We start from the raw sequence: 13,962 nt of genomic DNA, 5'->3' as shown, positions 1-13,962 counted from the left end.
GCCCCCTCCCCGCAACCCCGGCAGAAACCGCGGCCGGCGGCGAACCATCCACCGACTGGCCGACAATGACCCGGTGAACGACCACCTCTCCCCCCTCCTCACCCCCGAGGGCCGCGCCCTCCTCGACGAGGTGCGCGGCACCGCGCCCGCCGACGAGCTCGCGGTCGCCACCCGGCTGCGCCGCGAGCACCCCGCCGAGCTGGTGTCGGCGGCGCTGGCCCAGGCCCGGCTGCGGCAGCGGGCGGCGGCGAAGTTCGGGGAGGCGGACGCGGGCCGCATGTTCTTCACCCCGAACGGGGTGGAGCAGTCGACGCGGGCGAGTGTCGCCATGTACCGGGCTCAGCGGCTCAGGGCGCTCGGGGTGGCCTCGGTGGCCGACCTGTGCTGCGGGATCGGGGGGGACGCGATCGCGCTCGCACGGGCCGGGATCCGGGTCCTCGCCGTGGACCGGGATCCGGTGACGGCGGCCACCGCCCGGGCGAACGCCGACGCGCTCGGGCTCGCCGAGCTGATCGAGGTCCGGGAGGGGGACGTCCAGGAGGTGGACACGGCCGGCCACGACGCCGTCTTCGTCGACCCGGCCCGGCGCGGCGGCCGGGGCCGCATCTTCGACCCGGAGGCCTACTCACCGCCCCTGTCCTGGGCGGTGGCAACCGCGGCGACCGCCCGGGTGGCCGCGCTGAAGATCGCCCCCGGCATCCCGCACGAAGCGGTCCCGGCGGACGCCGAGGCGGAGTGGATCTCGGACGCGGGGGACGTGAAGGAAGCCGTCCTCTGGTTCGGCACCGGTGCCCCCGGGGCGGTCCGCGCCACCCTCCTCCCCGGCCCCCGCACCCTGCTCGGCCGGGGCCTGCCCGACCCCGCCGTCCGCCCGGTCGGCCGCTACCTCTACGAGCCGGACGGCGCCGTCATCCGCGCCCACCTGGTCGCCGAGGCGGCCGAGGAACTCGCCGGCGGCCTGATCGACCCGACGATCGCCTACGTCACGGCCGACACCCTGCGGCCCTCCGCCTACGCGACACCGTACGAGATCACCGACGAACTCCCCTTCAACGTCAAGAAGCTGAAGGCGCTGCTGCGCGAGCGCGAGGTCGGGAACCTGACCGTGAAGAAGCGCGGCTCGGCCGTGGAGCCGGAGGAGCTGCGCAGGAAGGTCAAGCCGCAGGGCCCGAACGCGGCGACCGTGTTCCTGACGCGGGTGGCGGGGGCGCCCACCATGCTCGTCGGCCGCCCCGCCCGGCCGGCTGCCGGGCCGTCCTGAGGCCGGCTACGCGGCGCACTCCCGCGCCCTGGCCAGCAGCAGCTCCCGTTCCCGCTCGTTGCGCGCCAGCCCCGCGGCCCGTTCGAACTCCGCGCGGGCCTCGTCCGTACGCCCGAGGCGGGCCAGCAGGTCGCCGCGCACGCTCGGCAGCAGGTGGTAGTCGCGCAGGGCGGGTTCGGCGGTCAGCGGGTCCACGATCGCCAGGGCGGCCGCGGGGCCCTCGGCCATCGACACGGCCACCGCGCGGTTCAGCTCGACGACCGGGGACGGGGACCGGGCGGCCAGCAGGCCGTACAGGGTGGCGATGGCCGTCCAGTCGGTCTCCTCGTACGTGTAGGCGTGCGCGTGGCAGGCCGCGATGGCCGCCTGGAGGGCGTACGGCCCCGGGGCGCCGGTCGCCGTGGCGTCCGCGCGGGCCAGGGCTCTGATGCCGCGGGCGATGAGCATCCGGTTCCAGCGGCGGCGGTTCTGGTCCCGCAGGAGGACCGGTTCGCCGTCGGGGCCGGTGCGGGCGGCCGTACGGGAGGACTGGAATTCGAGGAGGGCGGTGAGGGCGTGCACCTCGGGCTCCTTCGGCATCAGCCCCGACAGCACCCGGGCCAGCCGCAGCGCGTCCTCGCACAGTGACGGACGCAGCCAGTCGTCGCCCGTCGTGGCCGCGTACCCCTCGTTGTAGATCAGGTAGATGACGTCGAGGACCGAGCCGAGCCGGGCCTCGCGGTCGGGGCCGTACGGCACCTCGAAGGCGATGTCCCTCGTCGCGAGGGTGCGCTTGGCGCGGACGATGCGCTGGGCGATCGTCGGCTCGGGGACGAGGAAGGCGCGGGCGATCTCGGCCGTGCTCAGGCCGCCGAGCAGGCGCAGGGTGAGGGCCGTGCGGGCCTCGGGCGACAGCACCGGGTGACAGCTGGTGAAGACCAGGCGGAGCAGGTCGTCGTCGATGTCGTCCGGGTCGGCGGGCTCCTCGGGCGGCGCCGCCGTCCGCGCGCTGCGGCCGATCTCCGCGAGCTTGCGGGCGTAGTTCTCCCGGCGCCGGACGAGGTCGACGGCGCGGTGGCGGGCGGTGGCCATGAGCCAGGCGCCCGGGTTGTCGGGCACGCCGTCCCGGGGCCACTGCTCCAGGGCGGCGACGAGCGCGTCCTGCGCCAGTTCCTCCGCGATGCCGACGTCCCGGACGATCCGGGCGACGCCGGCGATCACGCGGGGCGATTCGAGCCGGAAGACGGTCTCGATGGCGTGGCGGGGGTCGGCCTCGGCGGGGGGCTGTGTGCTCACAGCCCCCCATGCAACACCCACCGCCGGACGTACGCCAGGAGGATCAGCCCTCCGCGATCTCCCGGACCTCGCAGGTCACCGTCCAGAACTCCTCGTGGACCTTGAGAAACCGCTTGGTCCACTCCAGGGCCTCCGCCTTGTCCTTGCACTGCATGATCGCGTACCCGCCGACGACCTCCTTGGCCTCGGTGAACGGCCCGTCGGTGACGGAGATCTTCCCGCCCTCCCAGTGCACCCGAGTGCCCTGGGAGGTCGGCGTGAGCCCCGCGGTGTCCAGCATCACGCCGGCCTTGGTGATCTCCTCGATCAGCTCGCCCATCCGCTGCATCAGCGCCTCGCTGGGCCCCTCGGCGGGGGCGGCGGTCTCGTCGATCCGCACGAGCGACAGGTAACGGGGCATGGTGACTCCTCGGGTTCTGGCGGGGTCTCTCCCCGCATCTCACCCTGGCGTCGAACGGGGAACGCCGGGATCGACACGCCCGCCGGAATTCCCCGAAGTTTTTTTTCCGCCGCTCCCCCGCGGGCGTCGGCCGCCCCCGCCGCGGGCGTCAGCGCAGCGCGTCCCCGAACCTCGCCTTCGCGTACGGCGCCCCCACCGCGCGCGGCCCGAAGACCAGTGCCGCGTCGGTGACCAGGCCCGTCGGCCGGCCGCGCAGCTCCCACACCGCGCCGTTCCCGGCGTCCTCGCCCGGCGCCCCCGCGGCCAGGTCGGCGTAGCCGTTGCCGTTGATGTCGAGGAGGCGGACCGTGGCGCCGAAGGAGTCGTTCGCCTCGGCCGTGCCGGGCACGCCCTTGGTGTTCTGGGTGAAGCCCTGGGCACCGGCACCGGTCAGGCCCGAGCGGCTGCCGCGCAGGACGTCGACCATTCCCTGGGAGCCGTTCTCGCCGGGCACCCCGACCACCAGGTCGTCGACGCCGTCACCGGTGATGTCCCCGGCGGCGAGTGACCAGCCGAACAGGTCTCCCTCCTCGGTGGCGCCGGGCACCCCGGCGGTGTCCTGCGAGTACGTCCGCCACGTCGACGGCCCGCCGATCCCGCGCGCCGAGCCGTACGCCAGCTGGATCCGCTCGCCGAAGGGAGAGCCGGAGACGAGGTCGTCGTAGCCGTCCCCGTCGAAGTCACCGAGCGCGACGGCGGAGCCGCCGGGGGTGTCGGCGACCCGGGTGAGGCCCGAGGGCCCGCTGAGGTAGAGGTAGGAGCAGTCGTTCCCGTCGCCGCAGTACGCGGTGACCGCCAGGTCCGTGCGGCCGTCGCCGTTCACGTCTCCGGCGACGCCGTCCCGCACGTCCTCGGCGAGGTCGGGGAGGGCGGCCACGGCGGCCGGGGTGCCCTGCCGGCTGATCGGCCCGGTCCAGATCCTGACCGTCGTGCCCACCGGGTCGTCGCCGACGGCGTTGCCCGTGCGGAACAGGGCCAGGTCGAGCCGGCCGTCCCCGTCGAAGTCGCCGGTCTGGGTGTCGCTGGCCGGGAGCGCGGTACCGCCGGACAGCCCGTGCGGCCCGCCCCAGAGCACCACCGCGCCGGCGGTGGCATCGGTGTCCGAGACGACGAGGTCGGCGTAGCCGTCGCCGTCCAGGTCGCCCTTGGCGAGCTGGGCGCCGAAGCCCTGGCCCTTGGCGGGGCCGCCCGGGACGCCGGTGGTGGCCCGGGTGACGACGGTACGGCGAGCGGTGGACAGGCCGTGCGGCCCGCCGTACATCACGGTCACGGCACCGGCCTTGGCCTGTCCGGCCACCGTGGCACCCGGAGAGCCGACGGCGAGGTCGGCGTAGCCGTCGCCGTCGAAGTCTTCCCGGACGGGTGCGGCCGGTGCCGCCCGGCCGGTGGCGTTGGCGGTGGCGACGGGGACGGCCGTGCCGAGAGCCGTCAAAGTCAGCGCGAGCGGGACCGCCCAGCGGGCGTGCGAACGAATGGAGAACACCGGTGGAACCCCCGTTTACGGTGAACTGGTCACCGCGTCAGACCCACCGGGTGCCCGGATGGTTGCCCGACGGCCCGTCCGGGGCGGCCAAGCGGGTAGCAGCGGGCGGCGGGGTGCCTACCGCAAGGACGCCCACAGGTCCCTCGCCGCCGGCTCCTTCGCGATCACCCGGTTGGGGTCGGAGGGCGCGGTCACCACGGGCATCATCACCGTCTTGACGTGGTCCGAGGTCAGGCCCTTGAGGCTCTGGCCCAGGCGCATCAGTTCGCTGAGCGAGTCCAGGCCGGTGTCGGTGGTGAGGCTGGAGGTGACCGCGTCGGCGACCTCGTAGAGCTTGGCCGGATCGGTCAGCAGGCTGCTGGAGGCCATCTGGTCGAGGAGGGCTTTCACCAGTTTCTGCTGGAGGCCTATCCGGCCCAGGTCGCTGCCGTCGCCTATCCCGTGCCGGGTGCGGGCGAGCGCCAGGGCCTGGGTGCCGTCCAGGTGGTGGGTGCCCTTCTTCAGGTGCAGGTGGCTGTCGTCGTCGTCGATGTCCTGGTCGGTGGTCACGGTCACCCCGCCGAGCGCGTCGACCAGTTTCGCGAAGCCCGAGAAGTCGATCTCCAGGTAGTGGTCCATGCGGACGCCGGTGAGGGACTCGACCGTCTTGACCGCGCACACCGCCCCGCCCACCGAGTAGGCGCTGTTGAACATCGCGTTGTAGGCGACGGAGGTCGAGCCGCCGGAGGACAGCGGGCAGGAGGGCCGGGTGACCAGGGTGTCGCGCGGGATGCTGACGACGGTGGCCGACGTCCGGCCTGCGTCGATGTGGACGACCATCGCGGTGTCGGAGCGGGCGCCCGAGCTGCTGCCGCCACCGAGCTTCTTGTTCTCCTTGCCGCTGCGCGAGTCCGAGCCCAGCACCAAAATGTTGACCGAGCCGGTGGGCAGCGGGGAGGCGGACGCGGACGCGGTGGCCGTCGGCGTCGTCACCGCCTTCGCCGGGCGGTCGTCGCCGAGCGCGCTGTCGATGTCGACGCTCTTGATGTTGTCGTTGAGGTGCCAGTAGACCCACCCCGCGCCGGCGATGCCGAGCGTCATGACCCCCGCCAGGGTGAGGCCGACGATCTTCAGCGCTCTCGACCGCCGGCCCACCCGTCTGCCCGCTTCGCCTTGCTCCTCGTGTCCCGTCACAAGGCAGGAACGTAAGTCCGAATTATTAGGGGACTGTTAGCGCGAGCGCCGCGAAGGGGTTTTCTTCGGAAAATCTCACCCTTCTCACTCCGGGTTCAGCCCAGGGTGACGGCGGGTACCGGATTGCTCCCGTTCCAGGACGCGTTGAACCCGAAGGTCACCGAACTCCCGTCCGCCACGGTCCCGTTGTAGGAGGCGTTGGCACAGGACACCGCCGCGCCCGACTGGGTGCAGCCGGCGTTCCAGGCCTGCGTGATCTGCTGTCCCGCGCCGTACGTCCAGCTCACGTTCCAGGAGCTCAGTGCGGCCCCGGAACAGGAGATCGTCACCTGGCCCGTGAACCCGGTGTTCCACTGGCTGCTCACGCTGTAGGCGGCGGTGCAGGCGCCGGTCGGCGGCGGGGTCGTCGTGGTGCCGCCAAGCGCCTCCGCGATGCCGTAGTACGCCGGTTTCGGCGCGTAGTTCGCGTCGTACGGCGTCGCCGCGCCGTAGCCCGGGAAGGTGCTGTCCACCCAGGAGTCGGAGTCGGTGAAGCCCCACACGGTGACGTTGACGCAGCGGCTCACTGCCACGCACGCGGCCACCACCGACTTGAAGTCGGCCTTCTGCTGGGCGAGTTTGGTGCTGTCGGAGGGCAGCGCCATCCGGATGTCCAGCTCGGTGATCGCCACGTCGACGCCCAGGTCGGCGAAGCGCTGGATGTTCTGCTGGAGAGTGGCCGGCACCTGGCCGAGGACGAGGTGGGCCTGGAGCCCGACTCCGTCGATCGGCACACCCCGGCTCTTCAGGTCCTTGACGAGGTTGTACAGGGCCGTGCTCTTCGCGTCGACGCCCTCGACGTTGTAGTCGTTGATGTACAGCTTGGCGGCCGGGTCGGCCGCGTGCGCCCAGGTCAGAGCGTCGGCGATGTAGTCGGAACCGAGGCCGTTGTACCAGATCGTCGACCGGTAGGAACCGTCCTCGTTGAAGGGTTCGTTGACGACGTCCCAGGCGGCGATCTTCCCCTTGTAGCGGCCGACCTCGGTGCTGATGTGGTTCTGCAGCAGGCTGCCGAGCTGGGCCGAGGTCCAGGTGCCGTTCGTCAGCCAGCTGGGGTTCTGGCTGTGCCAGACCAGGGTGTGGCCGCGCACCTGCTGGTTGTGGGCCTGGGCGAAGGCCACGATCTGGTCGGCCTCGGTCCAGTTGAAGGTGCCCTGGGTGGGCTCGACCGTCCCCCACTTCATGGCGTTGCCCGGGGTCAGCGAGCTGAACTGGCTGCCGGCCAGGTCGCCGTAGGTGCCGGTGAGCTTGGAGCCGGTGACCGCGGTGCCGATGACCTTGCCCTTCGCGGCGGCCAGGTCGCGCAGCGGGGTGTCGGCGGCGTGCGCCGCAGGCGCCGTGAACAGCAGGGCGGCGCCGGTGACGAGTGCCGCCAGGGACAAGCCTGTTCTCAGAGATCTCATTGCGGGTACCTCCGAAAGTTTCGGCCGTACAACCGATTGGCTTCGGAGGAGTGTGGGGGCGGGCACATCACCCGTCAATACGTCAACTTCTGGCCAGGTCCGCCTCAGCCGGACGCGGGAGCCGCCGTACTCGACCGCACCACCAGGCTGGTCGCCAGCTCCACCCGGGTCGCGGTCGTCGCCGCCTCCGCCCGCCCCATCTCAAGGACCAGCCGCGCCGCCGCCTCGGCCATCTCGGTCAGCGGCTGCCGTACGGTCGTCAGCGGCGGCCCCACCCAGCGGGCCACCGGCAGATCGTCGAACCCGACGACGCTGACGTCCTCCGGGATGCGCAGCCCCAGCTCGCGCGCGGCCTCGTAGAGTCCGAGCGCCTGGAGGTCGTTGCCGGTGAAGACCGCCGTCGGCCGGTCGGGCATGCGCAGCAGTTCCAGGCCGAGCCGGTAGCCGGCGTCGTGGTGGAAGTCGCCGGCCTTGATCAGGGCCGGGTCGACGGGGAGCCCGGCGGTCTCCAGCGCGGCCCGGTACCCGTCCACCCGGGCCCTGCTGCACATCATCCGGGACGGCCCGCTGATCGCCCCGATGCGCCGGTGCCCCAGCTCGACCAGGTGCCGGGTGGCGGCGAGCCCGCCCTGCCAGTTGGTGGCCCCGATGGACGGCACGTCGGGCCCCGGGTCCCCCGCCGGGTCCATCACCACGAACGGGATCGACCGGCTCATCAGCAGCGCCCGCTGCGACTCGTCGAGCCCCGACAGCACCAGCACCACCCCGTGCGGCCGGCGCGCCGCCACCTGGTCGGCCCAGGTCCGCCCGGGGGTGAGCCGCCCGGCGCTCTCGCTGAGCACGACGCTCAGGCCGGCGTCCCTGGCCACGTTCTCCACCCCGCGGATGACCTCCATCGCCCAGGCGCTCTCCAGCTCGTGGAAGACCAGGTCGATCAGCGGGGAGCGGGAGGCCTCGGCCCGGCGCCGCCGGTAGCCGTAGGCACGCAGCAGCTCCTCGACACGGGTGCGGGTCGCCGGGGCGACATCGGCACGCCCGTTCAGGACCTTCGAAACAGTCGGAGCGGACACGCCGGCCTCACGGGCGATTTCGGCGAGGGTCGCCGTCTGCGTTTCTGCGGGCTTCGGAGGCGTCATGACCGCGATCGTATCCCTGCGCTCCCCCTTGACGAAGACCTTCGCACGCCATAGGTTCCCGGAACATTCGGTGTGTGGTACGAAACATTCGTAGCAGCGTCCGTAGCAGAGAACCTCGCAGCGGGCTTCACCGCGGAGCCGCGCAGCAGAGAGCAGAGACGGGAGTTTCATGACCACCGCTCCTTGGCGCGACCCCGCACTGCCCGCCGCCACCCGCGTCGACGACCTGCTCGCCCGGATGACGCTGGAGGAGAAGACAGCCCAGCTGTACGGCGTGTGGGTGGGCGCCGCCACGGACGGCGACGGGGTCGCACCGCTGCAACGCGAGATGACCGCCGACTACGACTGGGACGAACTGATCACCCTTGGCCTCGGCCAGTTGACCCGCTCCTTCGGCACCGCCCCCGTGGACCCGGCGCTGGGCGCGCGAGCACTGGCCCGCGCCCAGCGCCGGATCATCGCGGCCGGCCGCTTCGGCATCCCCGCGATCGCCCACGAGGAGTGCCTGGCCGGCTTCACGGCCTGGCAGGCGACGGCCTATCCGGTCCCGCTCGCCTGGGGCGCCGCCTTCGACCCGCCGCTGGTCGAGGAGCTGGGCCGGCACATCGGCCACGACCTGCGCTCGGTCGGCGTCCACCAGGGCCTGGCCCCCGTCCTGGACGTGGTCCGCGACCCGCGCTGGGGACGGGTCGAGGAGACGATCGGCGAGGACCCGTACCTGGTCGGCACGGTCGGCTCCGCCTACGTCCGGGGCCTGGAGTCGGCCGGAGTGATCGCCACCCTCAAGCACTTCGCCGGCTACGCCTCCTCGGTCGGCGCCCGCAACCTCGCCCCGGTCCGCGCCGGAGTACGGGAGTTCGCGGACGTCACCCTTCCCCCGTTCGAGATGGCGCTCCGGGAGGGCGGGGCCCGCTCGGTGATGGCCGCGTACAACGAGACGGACGGCGTCCCGGCCTCCGCGGACCCCCGCCTGCTGACCGAACTCCTGCGGGACGAATGGGACTTCGAGGGAACAGTGGTCGCCGACTACTTCGGCATCGGTTTCCTCCAGTCCCTCCACCGGGTGGCCGGTACGGAGGCGGAGGCGGCCCATCTCGCCCTCGCGGCGGGCATCGACGTCGAGCTGCCGACGCTGAAGTGCTACGGGCGTCCGCTGGTGGCGGCGGTCCGTGAAGGCACGGTCCCGGAGTCACTGGTCGACCGGGCGGCCCGCCGGGTCCTGCTCCAGAAGTGCGAGCTGGGCCTGCTGGACGAGGACTGGGAGCCTTCGCGGGAAGGGCCGATCGACCTCGACTCGACGGCGAACCGCGCCCTGGCCCGCCGCCTCGCCGAGGAGTCGGTGGTCCTGCTGGACAACCCCGACGGCCTACTCCCCCTGGCCCCCGACACCCGCATGGCCGTGGTCGGCCCCCGGGCCGCCGACGCCCTCGCCATGCTCGGCTGCTACTCCTTCCCCTCCCACGTCCTCACCCACCACCCCGAGGCGGACCTGGGCATCTCCATCCCCACGGTCCTGGAGTCGCTGCGCACCGAACTCCCCGACGCGAAGGTGACGTTCGCCGAGGGCTGCGACGTCTCGGACCCGGACACCTCCGGCTTCGAGGAGGCGGTGGCCCGCGCCGCGGAGGCGGACGTGTGCGTGGCGGTACTGGGCGACCGCGCGGGCCTTTTCGGGCGGGGCACGTCGGGCGAGGGCTGCGACGTGACGGACCTGGGCCTGCCGGGCGTCCAGGCCGACCTGCTGGACGCCCTCCTCACGACCGGCGTCCCGGTGGTCCTGGTCCTCCTCACCGGGCGCCCCTACGCACTGGGCCGCTGGCACGGCCGGCTCGGCGCGGTGGTGCAGGCGTTCTTCCCCGGAGAGGAGGGCGGCCCGGCGGTCGCGGGAGTGCTGTCGGGCCGCGTCAACCCGTCGGGCCGCCTGCCGGTGAGCGTGCCCCGCGTGCCGGGGGGCCAGCCCTGGACCTACCTCCAGCCCCCGCTGGGCCTCGCGGGCGAGGTCAGCAACCTGGACCCGACCCCGCTGTACGCCTTCGGCCACGGCCGCTCGTACACGAGCTTCGCCTGGGAGCCGACGTCACCCCCGTCGGCCGAGCTCCCCACGGACGGCTCCCACGACGTGACCCTCACCGTCCGCAACACCGGCGAACGACCGGGCACCGAGGTCGTCCAGCTCTACCTGCACGACCCGGTGGCCTCGGTGACCCGCCCGGACGTCCGGCTGATCGGCTACCGGCGGGTGGACCTCGCCCCCGGCGAATCCCGAAGCCTTGCCTTCCACTTCCACGCGGACCTGTCGGCGTTCACCGACCGGGACGGGGCGCGGGTGGTGGAGCCGGGCGCCCTGGAACTGCGGGTGGCGGCGTCGAGCGCGGAGGTACGGGCCGTGACCCGCCTCCGGCTGACAGGCCCGGCACGCCGTCTGGGCCCGGACCGGGTGCTCCGCTGCGAGACGGAGGTGGGCTGACCGTCGGGCCGCGTCCGCCGACGGCGTCCGGGAACCCGGGAGCTAGCTCTCCGCCACCGACTCGAACCGCCAACGGTGCACCGGACGGGTGACCAGGTCGCCCGGCGGGTCCGGGAGTTCGGGCAGGTCCGGGGCGTCGTACGGCGCCTGCCACCACGTGATGACCAGCACCCGGTCCTGCGGTGCCCGGAAGGTCTCTCGGCGCGACGGCTCCTGCGCGAGCCCCTGCTGCTGCGCCCATACGAGCAGTTCCGCACCCCGGTCGGCGACCGCCCGCGCCTCCCACATCAACGCGACCGTCACGAGTAGAGGTTCTCCCTGCTCACCTCGTGCACGTGGTCGTGGTTGCCCGGGACGTGCGGGTCCGTCACCGGGAGGGAGCTGTCAGCCGAGAGGTCCCAGCCGGACGGGGTTCGGTTGCGCGCGACCATCTCCGCGCCGAGCGCGGCCACCATCGCGCCGTTGTCCGTGCACAACTTCATGCGCGGCACCCGAAGTTGGATACCGGCCGCCTCGCAGCGCTCCTGCGCGAGGGCCCGCAGCCGCGAGTTGGCAGCGACCCCGCCGCCGATCATCAGGTGGTCGACGCCCTCGTCCCGGCAGGCCCGGACGGCCTTGCGGGTCAGGACGTCCACGACCGCCTCCTGGAAGGAGGCGGACACATCACGGACCGGCACCTCCTCGCCGGCCGCCCGCCTGGCCTCGATCCAGCGGGCCACGGCCGTCTTCAGACCGGAGAAGGAGAAGTCGTAGGCGGGGTCGCGGGGGCCGGTGAGGCCGCGCGGGAAGGCGATCGCCTGCGGGTCCCCCTCCTTCGCGTACCGGTCGATGACCGGGCCGCCGGGGAAGCCCAGGTTCAGCACGCGGGCGATCTTGTCGAAGGCCTCGCCGGCCGCGTCGTCGATGGTCGCGCCGAGCGGCCGTACGTCGGAGGTGATGTCCGAGGAGAGGAGGAGGGAGGAGTGGCCGCCGGAGACCAGGAGGGCCATCGTCGGCTCGGGGAGCGGGCCGTGTTCCAGCTGGTCGACGCAGATGTGGGAGGCGAGGTGGTTGACGCCGTAGAGCGGCTTGCCGAGCGCGTACGCGTACGCCTTCGCCGCCGAGACGCCGACCAGCAGCGCACCGGCCAGGCCGGGCCCGGCCGTGACGGCGATGCCGTCCAGGTCCTTCGCGCTCACGCCCGCTTCCTTCAGCGCGCGGTCGATGGTCGGGACCATCGCCTCCAGATGCGCCCTCGACGCCACCTCGGGCACGACCCCGCCGAAGCGGGCGTGCTCGTCGACGGACGAGGCGATGGCGTCGGCGAGCAGGGTGGTGCCCCGGACGATGCCGACGCCGGTCTCGTCGCAGGAGGTCTCGATCCCCAGAACCAGGGGTTCGTCAGCCATTGATCTCGGTTCCTTGTTCGGAGGTGGGCCCGGTGGCGGAGCCACTGCCGGGCTGCCCGGTCGTCAGGCGCATCACCAGGGCGTCCACGTTCCCCGGCTGGTAGTAGCCGCGCCTGAACCCGATGGGCTCGAAGCCGAACCGCTCGTAGAGCTTCTGGGCGCGGATGTTGTCGACCCGGCATTCGAGCATGACCTCGGCGCACTCGAAGGCGGTCGCGGCCCGCAGCAGCTCGGTGAGCAGCTCTCCGCCGAGCCCGCTGCCCCACTGGTCCCGGCGTACGGCGATGGTCTGGATGTCGCCCACGGCGGAGGCGCCGCTGTCGGACGCGGCGCCCTGGGCGGCGAGCCCCCCGTACCCGATGATCCGGTCGCCCTCCAGGGCCACCACGTACCGCCGGGTCGCAGCGGGGCCCCTGGCGTGCGCCAGTTCGGACCAGAACATCCCCCGCGACCAGGCGTCCTCGGGGAACAGGTCCTTCTCCAGCTCCAGGACCGGGTCGATGTCCCACCAGCGCATCTCGCGCAGTTGTGCGGTCACTTCGGGGTGACCACCTTGTAGTTCTTGGGCACCTGGGCGTCCGGCCGGCGCAGATACAGCGGCCGGGGCGCGGGCAGCTCCTCGCCCGCGGCCAGCTTCTCGACGGCCAGCGACGCCAGGGCCGCGGCGGAGACGTGCTCGGGCTCGTGCGCGACCGGGAAGGTCTCGGGGTAGAGCAGCGCCCCGGCGCCGACGGCGGGCAGCCCGGCCACCTTCTCGGCGATGTCGGCGGGCCGGTCGACGGCAGGCTCCGTGAGCCGGGTCCGCGAGTCCTCGTACACCGCCCAGTAGACCTCTTTGCGGCGGGCGTCGGTGGCGACGACGAACGGGCCCTTCTCGATGTCGGCCGCGTAGGCGAGCCCGTCGAGCGTGCACAGGCCGTGGACGGGCACGCCGAGCGCGAGCCCGAAGGTGTCCGCGGTCATCAGTCCGACCCGCAGGCCGGTGTAGGGGCCGGGACCGATGCCTGTGACGATCCCGGTGACGGCGTCCAGCTTGACCCCCGCCTCGGCGAGGACGCGGTCGACGGCCGGCAGCAGCAGCTCGCCGTGCCGGCGCGCGTCCACCTGGCTCGACGAGGCGATGACGGCCGTACCGTCGTGCAGGGCGACGGTGACGGCGGGGGTGGCGGTATCCAGAGCGAGCAAGAGCACGCGAACAGCCTACGGCTCCGGCGCCGCGAGCACGCCCGGCCGGGTCGGACGGTCACTGACTGCTACGGTCTGTACGAAGTACGACATATACGGCGATGCTCTACGGCAAGGCAGAGGTGGCGCACGTGGCAGGGACCAGCTCGGGAGTCGTGGCCGGCCTCACGGCGGCGGCCGTCGGGGTGGTCGGATTCCTCGCCTACCAGGCCTCGGCCACCGTACCGCCCGGCCTCGGCGGCCGATCGTCTGCGAGCCCCGCACCCGGCGCGCCGGCCGCCAAGGCGCCCCGGGACCACCGCCACCCCACCGCCCTGCCGAACAGTTCCGGGACGGGTGAACGGGTGGTGTACTCGGTGGACGACGACCGGGTCTGGCTCGTCAACGAGCGGGGCCGCGTCGAGCGCACCTTCAAGGTGAACCCCGGCACCATCGATCCGCCCCTGGGCGCCTACTGGGTGACGTCCCGCTCGAAGGCCGTCACGGGCACCGACGGCCTCCCCATCGAACACGTGGTCCGCTTCACCACCACGAAGGACGGCTCGGCCATCGGCTTCAGCGCCGTCACCGCCCAACGCGCCGCCGCACCCCCCGACCCGACGGTCAGGACAGGCGGCATCCGCGAGACCCGCCCCGACGGCTACGCGATGTGGAACTTCGCGACGATCGGGGTCAAGGTGGTCGTGATCCGCTGAGCAGATCTCTGCAACGCC

General features: G+C 72.9%; 13 protein-coding genes. 3 read left to right on the top strand and 10 right to left on the bottom strand.

Features of this window, described 5'->3' with window-relative positions:
- The first annotated feature begins 73 nt into the window (after window positions 1-73).
- The gene (locus tag OHB00_RS31020) at window positions 74-1,261 is read left to right on the top strand and encodes a THUMP-like domain-containing protein (protein ID WP_406439569.1); all 1,188 of its coding nucleotides are present in this window, start codon (window positions 74-76) and stop codon (window positions 1,259-1,261) included.
- Window positions 1,262-1,267: 6 nt separating this feature from the next.
- Here OHB00_RS31020 and OHB00_RS31015 read toward each other — a convergent pair whose 3' ends face one another.
- The 6 genes from OHB00_RS31015 to OHB00_RS30990 all read right to left on the bottom strand — a co-directional run bounded on the left by OHB00_RS31015 (window position 1,268) and on the right by OHB00_RS30990 (window position 8,209).
- The gene (locus tag OHB00_RS31015) at window positions 1,268-2,536 is read right to left on the bottom strand and encodes an RNA polymerase sigma factor (protein ID WP_406439567.1); all 1,269 of its coding nucleotides are present in this window, start codon (window positions 2,534-2,536) and stop codon (window positions 1,268-1,270) included.
- 43 nt (window positions 2,537-2,579) lie between these two features.
- Window positions 2,580-2,936 (bottom strand): YciI family protein, encoded by a 357-nt coding sequence (locus OHB00_RS31010; RefSeq protein WP_406439566.1) that lies wholly within the window; start codon window positions 2,934-2,936, stop codon window positions 2,580-2,582.
- Between the two features lie 148 nt (window positions 2,937-3,084).
- Complete coding sequence (locus OHB00_RS31005; protein ID WP_406439564.1) at window positions 3,085-4,458, bottom strand: FG-GAP-like repeat-containing protein; 1,374 nt, start codon at window positions 4,456-4,458, stop codon at window positions 3,085-3,087.
- A 117-nt stretch (window positions 4,459-4,575) separates the two neighbouring features.
- Window positions 4,576-5,538, bottom strand: a complete 963-nt coding sequence (locus tag OHB00_RS31000; RefSeq protein WP_406446062.1) for an LCP family protein — start codon at window positions 5,536-5,538, stop codon at window positions 4,576-4,578.
- A gap of 188 nt (window positions 5,539-5,726) precedes the next feature.
- Window positions 5,727-7,073, bottom strand: coding sequence for an endo-1,4-beta-xylanase (locus tag OHB00_RS30995; RefSeq protein ID WP_406439562.1), 1,347 nt, complete (start codon window positions 7,071-7,073; stop codon window positions 5,727-5,729).
- 104 nt (window positions 7,074-7,177) lie between these two features.
- Window positions 7,178-8,209 carry a LacI family DNA-binding transcriptional regulator gene (locus tag OHB00_RS30990; protein WP_406439560.1) on the bottom strand — a complete coding sequence of 344 codons (1,032 nt, stop codon included), beginning with the start codon at window positions 8,207-8,209 and terminating at the stop codon, window positions 7,178-7,180.
- A gap of 169 nt (window positions 8,210-8,378) precedes the next feature.
- Between OHB00_RS30990 and OHB00_RS30985 the strand changes: the two genes are divergently transcribed.
- A complete protein-coding gene (locus tag OHB00_RS30985; RefSeq protein ID WP_406439559.1) occupies window positions 8,379-10,676 on the top strand; it encodes a glycoside hydrolase family 3 N-terminal domain-containing protein in 2,298 nt (765 codons plus the stop codon).
- A 42-nt stretch (window positions 10,677-10,718) separates the two neighbouring features.
- Here OHB00_RS30985 and OHB00_RS30980 read toward each other — a convergent pair whose 3' ends face one another.
- Genes OHB00_RS30980 through tsaB form a run of 4 tightly spaced genes read right to left on the bottom strand, consistent with a single transcriptional unit; the run spans window position 10,719 to window position 13,255 of the window.
- Entirely contained in the window at window positions 10,719-10,979 is a 261-nt protein-coding gene (locus OHB00_RS30980; RefSeq protein WP_406439557.1) for a hypothetical protein, read from the bottom strand.
- Window positions 10,976-12,064, bottom strand: a complete 1,089-nt coding sequence (gene tsaD, locus OHB00_RS30975; RefSeq protein WP_406439555.1) for a tRNA (adenosine(37)-N6)-threonylcarbamoyltransferase complex transferase subunit TsaD — start codon at window positions 12,062-12,064, stop codon at window positions 10,976-10,978. The genes OHB00_RS30980 and tsaD overlap by 4 nt, the downstream gene beginning before the upstream one ends.
- Complete coding sequence (rimI, locus tag OHB00_RS30970; protein ID WP_406446060.1) at window positions 12,057-12,581, bottom strand: ribosomal protein S18-alanine N-acetyltransferase; 525 nt, start codon at window positions 12,579-12,581, stop codon at window positions 12,057-12,059. The genes tsaD and rimI overlap by 8 nt, the downstream gene beginning before the upstream one ends.
- A gap of 17 nt (window positions 12,582-12,598) precedes the next feature.
- Window positions 12,599-13,255, bottom strand: coding sequence for a tRNA (adenosine(37)-N6)-threonylcarbamoyltransferase complex dimerization subunit type 1 TsaB (gene tsaB / locus OHB00_RS30965; protein ID WP_406439553.1), 657 nt, complete (start codon window positions 13,253-13,255; stop codon window positions 12,599-12,601).
- A gap of 125 nt (window positions 13,256-13,380) precedes the next feature.
- Here tsaB and OHB00_RS30960 point away from each other — a divergent pair, with 125 nt between their 5' ends.
- Window positions 13,381-13,944, top strand: coding sequence for a hypothetical protein (locus OHB00_RS30960; protein WP_406439551.1), 564 nt, complete (start codon window positions 13,381-13,383; stop codon window positions 13,942-13,944).
- The last annotated feature ends 18 nt before the right edge of the window (window positions 13,945-13,962 follow it).

The sequence above is a fragment of the Streptomyces sp. NBC_00631 genome (genome assembly GCF_045206895.1).
In the GTDB taxonomy this organism is placed as follows: Bacteria; Actinomycetota; Actinomycetes; order Streptomycetales; family Streptomycetaceae; genus Streptomyces.
Note: the sequence above shows the minus strand (reverse complement) of the source record. Positions and strands in the feature narration are given on the sequence as shown.

Bases quoted from the DNA above. Each gene is read 5' to 3' on its own strand.
- OHB00_RS30985 (WP_406439559.1), top strand. From the start codon at position 8,379: ATGACCACCGCTCCTTGGCGCGACCCCGCACTGCCCGCCGCCACCCGC.
- OHB00_RS31010 (WP_406439566.1), bottom strand. From the start codon at position 2,936: ATGCCCCGTTACCTGTCGCTCGTGCGGATCGACGAGACCGCCGCCCCC.
- tsaD (WP_406439555.1), bottom strand. From the start codon at position 12,064: ATGGCTGACGAACCCCTGGTTCTGGGGATCGAGACCTCCTGCGACGAG.
- rimI (WP_406446060.1), bottom strand. From the start codon at position 12,581: ATGCGCTGGTGGGACATCGACCCGGTCCTGGAGCTGGAGAAGGACCTG.
- OHB00_RS31000 (WP_406446062.1), bottom strand. From the start codon at position 5,538: ATGACGCTCGGCATCGCCGGCGCGGGGTGGGTCTACTGGCACCTCAAC.
- OHB00_RS30995 (WP_406439562.1), bottom strand. From the start codon at position 7,073: ATGAGATCTCTGAGAACAGGCTTGTCCCTGGCGGCACTCGTCACCGGC.
- OHB00_RS30990 (WP_406439560.1), bottom strand. From the start codon at position 8,209: ATGACGCCTCCGAAGCCCGCAGAAACGCAGACGGCGACCCTCGCCGAA.